Below are 10,000 nucleotides of genomic sequence, written 5' to 3'. Positions count from 1 at the left end.
TACTTTTTGTCCACGCTCGATAACTAAATTTGCATCTTTAAAAATTAACTTATCACCATACGATTTTTCTAAATCTTTAACAATTACAGGATATTGACCAGAACGAGCCGATGGTGGAAATTTCAACTTCAAAGCCGAAGTATCAATTTCATCCACTTCAATAGGAACAATTTTTTCTAACATTCGAACACGTGATTGTACTTGCTCCGTTTTAGAAAATGTTCCTCTAAAACGTTCAATAAACGCTTGATTATCGGCAATGAATTTTTGCTGTTCTTCGTATGCTTTTTGTTGGTGAACGCGTCTATCTTTTCGCAATTCTAAATAATGAGAATATTTAGCTTTATAGTCATAAATTCTTCCCATTGTTACTTCAATAGTACGATTTGTAATGTTGTCTACAAATGCTCTATCGTGCGAAATTACCATAACCGCTTTGGCTTGCGTAATTAAAAATTCTTCCAACCATTCGATACTGTCCATATCCAAGTGGTTAGTTGGCTCATCAAGAAGAATCAAATCGGGTTTAGTTAATAGGATTTTTGCTAATTCAATTCTCATTCTCCAACCACCAGAAAATTCTTTTGTTGGACGATTGAAATCCTCTCTTTCAAATCCTAAACCTTTTAATATTTTTTCAACTTCGGCTTCATAATTTACTTCTTCGATTGAATAATATTTTTCAGATAATTCCGAAACTTTTTCAATCAATTTCATATACTCATCACTTTCATAATCAGTACGAACAGTCAATTGCTCGTTGATTTCGTCGATTTCTTTTTTCATGTTCAACACCGAAGCAAATGCTTTTGATGTTTCTTCCATCACAGTACAATTATCTTCCGTTAGTAAATGCTGCGGTAAATAAGCAATAACAGCATCGCTTGGTGCCGAAATAACACCACGAGTTGGCTTATTTGCTCCTGCAACAATTTTTAAAAGCGTAGATTTTCCTGCTCCATTTTTACCCATAAGGGCAATTTTATCCGTTTCATTAATGGCAAAAGTTACTTCGCTAAAAAGAGTGGTTCCGCCAAATTCTACGGCAATGTCGTTTACTGTAATCATTTTTAAAAGTAAAAAGTTAGAAGTAAAAAGTAAAAAGTCTTTTTACTGAAATTTTTGAAGGTGCAAAGATAGATTTAAAAATTAGATTTTAGAATGCAACTTTTAGATTTCATAAAATATAGTTAAGTTTTAGACTTCCAATTAGAAATCGCTTATTTTTACGTTTTAAACTTCATAAAATGAAAATCAAAACATTACTTTTATTTTCAGCATTAACAAGTGCTGTAACAGTTAATTCACAAGACAAAAACAAAACCACTATGAATCCGTTTTTTGAAACATATACCACGCCTTATCAAGTTCCACCATTCGATTTAATAAAAAATGAGCATTTTAAACCTGCTATTTTAGAAGGAATAAAAAAACAAGAAGCCGAAATCAATGCCATAGTATCCAATAAACAAAAACCAACGTTTGAAAACACGGTTTTAGCAATGGAAAATTCGGGAAAATTATTGGCTAGAGTAAGCACTGTTTTTTACAATTTAAACAGTGCGAATACCAACGAAGAAATTCAAGCAATTGCAAAAGAATTGGCTCCAAAATTATCAGCACATAACGACAATATTTATTTGAATGATGCTTTATTTAAAAGAGTAAAAACCATTTGGGACAACCAAAAGAACTTCAAATTAAATAAAGAACAAGCTAAGATTTTGGAGAATCTTTATAAAAACTTTGTTAGAAGCGGTGCCAACTTATCGGAAGAAAACAAGAAAAGATTAAGAGAAATCAATTCTGAAATGGCAGTTGCTACATTAAAATATGGACAAAATATTTTAGCGGAAACCAATTCGTATGAATTAGTAATTTCAGACAAAAATGATTTAGCAGGATTACCAAACGAACTTATTGAAACCGCTGCTTCTGATGCTAAAGCGAAAGGAAAAGCTGAAAAATGGGTGTTCACTTTGTCAAATTCAAGCGTGATGCCTTTTTTACAATATAGTTCAAACAGAAAATTGCGTCAGGAAATTTGGAATGCTTACCAAATGCGAGCGAATAACAATAACGATAAAGACAACAAAGAATTAGCGATTAAAATTGCTAATTTAAGAGGTGAAAAAGCGCGTCTTTTAGGTTATGAAACACATGCCGATTATGTGTTAGAAAAATCGATGGCTAAAAATCCTGAAACTGCTACTAAATTGTTGATGGATTTATGGACTCCAGCCTTAAATATGGCAAACAAAGAAGCGGCTGACATCAAACAAATGATGTTAAAAGACGGAATTAAAGATGAAGTTCAACCTTACGATTGGAGATATTACGCTGAAAAAATCAGAAAAGAGCGTTTTGATTTGGATGAACAAGAAATGAAACCATACTTTAGTTTAGAAAAAACAAGAGAAGGTGTTTTTACCGTTTGTAAAAATTTATATGGATTACAATTCAAACAATTAAATAATGTTCCAAAATACCACGAAGATGTAACTGTTTGGGAAGTAACAGAAGCTAACGGAAATCATATCGGAATTTTATACATGGATTTCCACCCAAGAGCTTCTAAAAGAGGTGGTGCTTGGATGACATCGTACAGAACTCAAAAAATGGAAAATGGAAAACGAATTGCTCCAGTAGTTTCTATAGTTTGTAATTTCACAAAACCAACAGAAAACGCTCCAGCTTTGTTAACTTTTGATGAAGTAAGTACATTCTTCCACGAATTTGGTCATGCTTTACATGGGTTATTATCAAACGTGACTTATGAAAGTTTAGCTGGTACAAGTGTTCCAAGAGATTTCGTAGAATTACCTTCTCAAATTATGGAAAACTGGGCTGCCGAACCAGAAGTAATGAGAATGTATGCAAAACATTATAAAACGGGTGAAGTAATTTCAGATAAGTTAATTGAAAAAATGCAAAAAGCAGGAACTTTTGATCAAGGATTTGTTACTACTGAATATTTAGCAGCTTCTCTTTTAGACATGCAATATCATACTCAAAAAGGAAATATTTCGGTTGACGCTGAAACTTTTGAAAAAGAAGCTATGAACAAAATTAACTTACCAAGTACCATTATTCCTAGATACAGAAGTACTTATTTCAACCATATTTTTGCTGGTGGTTATTCGGCTGGATATTACAGTTATATTTGGTCAGGAGTTTTAGATACCGATGCTTTTGAAGTATTTAAAACTAACGGATTATTCAACCAAGATTACGCTAAATTATTCCGAAAAAACGTTTTAGAAAAAGGCGGAACGGAAGATCCAATGGAACTTTACAAAAGCTTTAGAGGTGCCGAACCAAGTACTGCGCCACTATTAAGAAAAAGAGGTTTAGACCAAGTGAAATAAAACTAAAAAGCTCCTGAAAATTCAGGAGCTTTTTTTATAAAATGGTATTTTATATGTCTTATAAATTCATTCTAAATTCTTCTAAAACCGGACTGATTTTACCGTAATAACGTTCATCTACAAATAATTCAACTGCCAAATCAGAAGAACCAAATCCTGCCATTCTAGCCGATTGTAAGTTGTCTTTTTTTACTACTTCAACTCCAACCGTTTCAATTTTTTGCTTTAACGCTTCAGCAAGAATTTCACTTCCTGAAAATACTTTCATTATTCCCATATCTCTTTTTTTATCTAATCTTCCATTTCGAAGAAAAGTGGTTCAATCATAATTCTGTCTGCTAACACTTCTACTCTTTCGGTAATTTGGGAACAGAAAAATAATCGTTGGGTTTTCTCAGCGCTCATAGAAAGTCTTTGAATGATGGAATCTTCTCGTTTACGCAACATTTCTTCCACATCATCCACAACAAACATTTTAATAGTTGTCATATTGAATCCTGCTGATGAGAACATTTCGTTTATACGAATAGGTGTCCCAATCAACACATCCATTCCTAAGGAAATTTGGTTTTTATCATAATCGATATCCCCTTTTTCGTGAGCACCAAAAACTCTTAAGTTGTTATAACGGTTTAATTTCTTAAAAGTTTCAACAGCTTCAAGCACTTTCTCTTTATCTTGAACTAAAATTAAAGCGCGTGTACTTTCTCCAACCGGCTTTTCCATTTTCTGAATCACATTCATCAAAATAGTAGTCGTTTTTCCAGAACCATTTGGCGCTTGAATAACAGCATCTACACCACTTTTAATAGTTGAGAATGTTTCTTGTTGCAACTCATTCGCTTCGATTAAATCGTTTTCAATAAGTGCTTTTTGAAGGTTGGGATTTATTTTTTTTAATTGCATTTTTTTATAGCTGTAAGCCATAAGCTATAAGCCATAAGCAACTTAATGCCTATTGCCTAATGCTTAAAGCATTATTTATTTACTCGCAAACAGTTTTACATCTTGTTCCGAAATTTCGTTTCCACCTAAAATAATTAAGCGCTCTACTACATTTCGTAATTCACGGATATTTCCTGTCCAATCGTATTCTTGTAATAATTTGATAGCTGATTTTGAAAATGATTTTGGAGAAGTTCCTTGTTCCGAAGCAATCTTAGCAGCAAAATGCTCAATCAATTCTGGAATATCATCTCTTCTATCGTTTAAAGCTGGAACTTTGATTAAAATTACCGCTAATCTGTGATATAAATCTTCCCTAAATCTACCTTCTTCGATTTCTTTTTTCAAATCTTTATTGGTCGCAGCAACCACACGAACATTCACTTTTATGTCTTTGTCAGCACCAACACGTTGAATTAAATTTTCTTGTAACGCACGTAAAACTTTGGCTTGAGCCGATAAACTCATGTCGCCAATTTCATCTAAGAAAATGGTTCCGCCATCAGCTGCTTCAAACTTTCCAGCTCTATCTTTCACAGCAGAAGTAAAAGCACCTTTTACGTGACCAAACAATTCGCTTTCAATCAATTCAGATGGAATAGCCGCACAATTCACTTCAATAATTGGAGCTGATGAGCGCTCGCTTCTTTCATGTAATTGGTGGGCTACTAATTCTTTTCCAGTTCCATTTGGACCTGTAATTAGAACTCGAGCATCTGTTGGAGCGACTTTATCAATCATAGTTTTGATGTGATTGATAGCTTCGCTGTTTCCAATCATTTCGTAGTTTTTAGAGACTTTCTTTTTCAAAATTTTGTTCTCTACTACTAATTGTTTTTTATCTAAGGCATTTCGAACAGTATTCAATAAACGATTCAAATCGGGTGGTTTTGATATGTAATCAAAAGCTCCTAAACGCATCGTATTAATGGCAGTTTCCAAATCACCATGACCTGAAATCATTACCATTGGAATCTCAGGTTTGATTTTTTTAACGGCTTCTAACACCTCAACACCATCCATTTTTGGCATTTTGATATCACAAAGAATCAAGTCATAATCTTCATTTTTGACTTTTTCGATTCCTTGCAAACCATCTTCTGCTTCTTCAACTTTATACGAATCATTTTCTTCGGAAAGTATTTTTGTTAATACTCTTCGAATGGCTGCTTCGTCTTCTATGATAAGGATTTTACTCATTTTTTTTAGGTAACAGGTTAAGGGTAAAAGACTAAAGGTTTACTTTTAAACTCCTTAACTTTAAACTTACTTTAATATTTTAACCATTTATATAATTCTTTCCAACTTGGTTTTTTTCCGTACATTAAAATACCTACTCGATAGATTTTTGCCGCAAACCAGACTACAAAGATAAACGTTCCGTACAATAAAACTACAGAAAGTGCTAATTGCCATAATGGCACTCCAAAAGGTATACGCATTAACATCACAATTGGAGATGTTAATGGGATTAATGAAAAGACTACAGCAACCGTCCCGTGTGGATCATTCATAACCGTTAAAAAACCAACATAAACGGCTAACATCAAAGGCATGATGATTGGCATTAAAAACTGTTGGGAATCAGTTTCAGAATCTACTGCAGCTCCAATAGCAGCGTAGAACGAACTGTATAAAAAGTAACCTCCAATAAAGAAAATTACAAATGAAATTAAAATAGAAGCCAATGGAATTTCATGCAAATATAATTGAATTTGACTCATAAAATTAGTTGCCACTACAGCTTGTTCAGCAGTAATTTGTGATGTAGCCACAGCTTCTTGGTTGCCTCCCATAAAAAAAGTAGCCCCAATCATTATAATGCTTCCTAAGATAATCCAAATTAAAAACTGCAAAATTCCGGCTAATGAGGTTCCTATGATTTTCCCCATCATCAATTGGAAAGGTTTTACCGAAGAAATGATAATTTCAATAATACGATTCGTTTTTTCTTCAATAACACTTCGCATTACCATGTTTCCGTAAATAATAATGAACATCATGATTAAATATCCGAAAGCGAAACCAATTCCGATTTTGATTTCATTTAAATATTTTAATCCGTCTTCTCCTGAAAATTTCGCAAATTGAACTTCTGACTTAATTTTTGCTTTTTCGATGGTATTGGCATCAAAACCTAATTTTTTCAGATTTTCTTTGTTTAATTTAGTATCAATAACTTTTTGTAAATTCATTAAGAAATCCATTTTCGGACTATCATCTGAAATATAAGTAGTTTTAGTAGCCAATTCTTCGATATTTTGAACTTCTGGCACATAAATTAAACCCTCAAAAGCGTTACTTGATGAATCTTTTGCCTTATCAAATGACAAACCTGAAAGATTTACATACTTGATATCTTCTGAATTTTTAAAATCGTTTACAAACACATTAGCTCTATCGTGAACTCCAATAGTTTTAACTTCTCCTTTGTTTACACTAGATAAATAAGCAATTAAAAAGGTCATTCCTACAATCAATAACGGACCTAAAAACGTCATTACGATAAATGATTTATTGCGCACTTTTGCAATAAATTCTCTCTTGATAATTAAAGATAATACGCTCATAATTATTGACTAACGGTTTGAATGAATATATCGTTTACACTTGGAATTTTTTCTACAAAATGCGTTACTTGTCCGAATTGAGTTAGAATTGAAAGTAACTCATTTGAATTGTACTGACCTAAATGCACTTCTAATTTTAAATCATCATTTAACGATTTAAAATTAGTTTGATTCAAAGTGAATTTATGTGTTAGTTGCAACATTAAACCTTCAATATTATTAGTAACGATTCCCACTTGGAACGTATTCGTACGATGTTGGCGTTTTACATCTTCTAACTTTCCTTCGATTAATTTATTTGATTTGTGAATTAAGGCAATGTAATCGCACATTTCTTCTACAGATTCCATTCGGTGTGTAGAAAAAATTACTGAAGTTCCTTTTTTATTTAATTCGATGATTTCATCTTTGATCAAATTCGCATTAACTGGGTCGAAACCAGAAAAAGGTTCGTCTAAAATCAGTAATTTAGGTTGGTGCAAAACCGTTACAATAAACTGAATTTTTTGCGCCATACCTTTAGAAAGTTCCTGGATTTTTTTGTCCCACCAACCCTGAATTTCAAATTTTTCGAACCAATATTTTAATTGTTTTTTAGCTTCTGCTTCGGGCATTCCTTTAAGTTGAGCCAAATACAAACATTGCTCGCCTACTTTCATGGTTTTATATAGACCGCGCTCTTCTGGCATGTATCCAATGTGTTTTACATGTTCTGGATTTAACTTTTCGCCATCCAATAACACCAAGCCACTATCTGGCATTGTAATTTGATTGATGATACGAATTAAAGAGGTTTTTCCAGCACCATTAGGACCTAAAAGTCCATAAATACTACCTTTTGGAACTTGTAGCGAAACATTATTTAAAGCGGTATAATCGCCATATTGTTTCACCACATTTTGTACTTCGAGAATATTGCTCATATATAAAAAGTATGAATTTGTATTATTAGTAAGTAGTAAATATACGGATTTTGTTACAAAAAAAACCCACCCTTTATTGCTAAAGGATGGGAAAAATTGCTATGAAAAAGAAAAACTCACTCTCCTAAGAAAGTGAGTTTCAAATGTATTAATATTTATTTAATTATGAAAACATATCTTTAACTTTTTCAAAAAAAGATTTGTCTGACTTTTCTGGTTTTGGAATAAAGTTTTCATCTGTAAGCATTTTCTCAAAAAACTGCTTTTGTTCTTTGTTTAAAGTTTTTGGTGTCCAAACGTTAACATGAACAAGTAAATCTCCATTTCCGTAAGAATTTAAACTTGGAATTCCTTTTCCTTTTAAACGAAGAATTTTACCCGATTGAATACCTTCTTCTAATTTAATTCGAACCTTTCCAGAAACAGTATCTATTTCTTTAGAAACTCCTAAAGCTGCTTCGGCAAAACTGATGTATAAATCGTAATGTAAATTTTCGCCTTCGCGTTTTAAAGATTCGTGTTCAATTTCTTCGATAGCAACAATTAAATCACCCGGAATACTGTTTGTTCCTGGCGCTTCGTTACCTTTTCCAGCAACTTTTAATTGCATTCCATCAACAACTCCAGCAGGAATTTTGATTGAAACGGTATCGTCTTCTAACAACATTCCTTGTGCATCAGCACCAGCAGGTTTTTGATCTAAAATTTGACCCGAACCACTACAAGTATGACAAGTTGTTGCCGTTTGCATTCTACCTAAAATGGTATTAGCAACTTTCATAATTTGCCCAGAACCATTACAAGTTGGACAACTTCTATACGTTACACCAGAAGCTTGAACTTTACGTTTTACTTTGACTTTCTTTTCAACTCCGTTAGCAATCTCTTCCAAAGTTAATTTTACTTTGATGCGAAGATTACTTCCTTTTACTCTACGTTGACCTCCGCCACCACCAAATCCAGAAAATCCGCCACCGCCAAAAGCACCACCAAAAATATCACCAAATTGACTAAAAATATCATCCATGTTCATGTGATGACCGCCGCCAAATCCACCACCATCAAAAGCTTGGTGACCGTATTGATCGTATTTTGCTTTTTTATTGGCATCGCTTAAAACTTCATAAGCTTCGGCAGCTTCTTTGAATTTTTCTTCTGCTTCTTTATTACCTGGATTTTTGTCAGGATGAAACTCAATTGCTTTTTTGCGATAGGCTTTCTTTATTTCATCGGCTGTAGCATTTTTTGAAATGCCTAATATTTCGTAAAAATCTTTTTTCATTTTAAAATATTATAATAATGATTAAAACGCGACGAATCACGTTTCTACAGTAAAATTATTGTCCGATTACCACTTTTGGAAAACGGATAATTTTGTCACCTAATTTGTAACCTTTTTCAATTACATCAACAATTTTACCTTTCAATTTATCGTTTGGTGCTGGAATTTGGGTAATAGCTTCTGCAAAATCAGCATCAAAAGCATCACCCGCTTTAACCTCTACTTCTTCTAATCCTTTAGAAACTAAAGTCGATTTCAATTTATCATGAATCAATTGAACACCTGTTACCAATGCTTCATCTCCTGAATTTGAAATTTGTGCCCAAGCTCTGTCAAAATCATCTAAAACTGGCAACATAGCTTGTAAAACCTCCTGATTAGCAGTTTTAAACAAATCGATACGTTCTTTGGCAGTTCTTCTTTTATAATTTTCGAATTCAGCAAAAAGACGCAAAAATTTGTCTTTTTCATTGCTCAATTCTTCTTGCAATTGCTCTTCTACCGATAATTCTGGTGTTGGAATTCCTTGAGTTTCTGAAACATTTTCCGCATTAATGTTCTCCTTTTCGATGTTTTCAGTACTTTCTTGACTCATATTTTTGAATATTTTTTTAAACATTTTTACTTTAGTAAATGGGATTGCAAATGTATTGCCAAAAGTTTAAAAATGTCAAATTGTCAGTGAAAAAGTTGACTGAAAATAAAAATAGCAACAATTTACATCGTTGCTATTTTAAATAATTAAGTTTAAACTATTGCTTTACTCCTTTAGCAAATCACATAAAGCTTTGTCTAAAGATGCAAATTTAAATTGGTATTTCAAATCGAGTAATTTTCTACAACTCACATGTTGGCTTGAAAATAGAATTTGATGCATTTCGCCAAGAATAAGTTTCATTACAAATTGGGGAA

10 protein-coding genes are annotated in these 10,000 nt (G+C 32.8%); 1 reads left to right on the top strand and 9 read right to left on the bottom strand.

The window, feature by feature from the left end; all coding sequences use genetic code 11:
- A partial coding sequence (locus LDL23_RS03625) for an ABC-F family ATP-binding cassette domain-containing protein (protein WP_291264493.1) occupies nucleotides 1-1,068 on the bottom strand: 1,068 nt, incomplete at its 3' end.
- Between the two features lie 179 nt (nucleotides 1,069-1,247).
- Here LDL23_RS03625 and LDL23_RS03620 point away from each other — a divergent pair.
- On the top strand, nucleotides 1,248-3,368 hold the full coding sequence (locus tag LDL23_RS03620; RefSeq protein ID WP_291264492.1) for a M3 family metallopeptidase: 2,121 nt from the start codon (nucleotides 1,248-1,250) through the stop codon (nucleotides 3,366-3,368).
- 58 nt (nucleotides 3,369-3,426) lie between these two features.
- On the opposite strand, the gene LDL23_RS03615 is transcribed toward LDL23_RS03620, so the two are convergent.
- The 8 genes from LDL23_RS03615 to LDL23_RS03580 all read right to left on the bottom strand — a co-directional run bounded on the left by LDL23_RS03615 (nucleotide 3,427) and on the right by LDL23_RS03580 (nucleotide 9,986).
- Complete coding sequence (locus LDL23_RS03615) at nucleotides 3,427-3,645, bottom strand: DUF2007 domain-containing protein (protein WP_291264491.1); 219 nt, start codon at nucleotides 3,643-3,645, stop codon at nucleotides 3,427-3,429.
- 14 nt (nucleotides 3,646-3,659) lie between these two features.
- On the bottom strand, nucleotides 3,660-4,274 hold the full coding sequence (locus LDL23_RS03610) for a DEAD/DEAH box helicase (RefSeq protein WP_291264490.1): 615 nt from the start codon (nucleotides 4,272-4,274) through the stop codon (nucleotides 3,660-3,662).
- A gap of 75 nt (nucleotides 4,275-4,349) precedes the next feature.
- Complete coding sequence (locus LDL23_RS03605) at nucleotides 4,350-5,513, bottom strand: sigma-54 dependent transcriptional regulator (protein ID WP_026724574.1); 1,164 nt, start codon at nucleotides 5,511-5,513, stop codon at nucleotides 4,350-4,352.
- A gap of 71 nt (nucleotides 5,514-5,584) precedes the next feature.
- A complete protein-coding gene (locus tag LDL23_RS03600) occupies nucleotides 5,585-6,883 on the bottom strand; it encodes an ABC transporter permease (RefSeq protein ID WP_291264489.1) in 1,299 nt (432 codons plus the stop codon).
- A gap of 2 nt (nucleotides 6,884-6,885) precedes the next feature.
- Entirely contained in the window at nucleotides 6,886-7,806 is a 921-nt protein-coding gene (locus LDL23_RS03595) for an ABC transporter ATP-binding protein (RefSeq protein ID WP_291264488.1), read from the bottom strand.
- A 163-nt stretch (nucleotides 7,807-7,969) separates the two neighbouring features.
- Nucleotides 7,970-9,088, bottom strand: a complete 1,119-nt coding sequence (dnaJ, locus tag LDL23_RS03590; protein ID WP_291264487.1) for a molecular chaperone DnaJ — start codon at nucleotides 9,086-9,088, stop codon at nucleotides 7,970-7,972.
- A 55-nt stretch (nucleotides 9,089-9,143) separates the two neighbouring features.
- Nucleotides 9,144-9,707 carry a nucleotide exchange factor GrpE gene (locus LDL23_RS03585; RefSeq protein ID WP_291264486.1) on the bottom strand — a complete coding sequence of 188 codons (564 nt, stop codon included), beginning with the start codon at nucleotides 9,705-9,707 and terminating at the stop codon, nucleotides 9,144-9,146.
- Between the two features lie 141 nt (nucleotides 9,708-9,848).
- A complete protein-coding gene (locus tag LDL23_RS03580) occupies nucleotides 9,849-9,986 on the bottom strand; it encodes a DUF1731 domain-containing protein (RefSeq protein WP_291264494.1) in 138 nt (45 codons plus the stop codon).
- Nucleotides 9,987-10,000: the final 14 nt, after the last annotated feature.

Origin of the sequence: Flavobacterium sp., assembly GCF_020217025.1 — a bacterium.
In the GTDB taxonomy this organism is placed as follows: Bacteria; Bacteroidota; Bacteroidia; order Flavobacteriales; family Flavobacteriaceae; genus Flavobacterium.
This window is presented reverse-complemented; position numbering and strand designations above follow the sequence as displayed.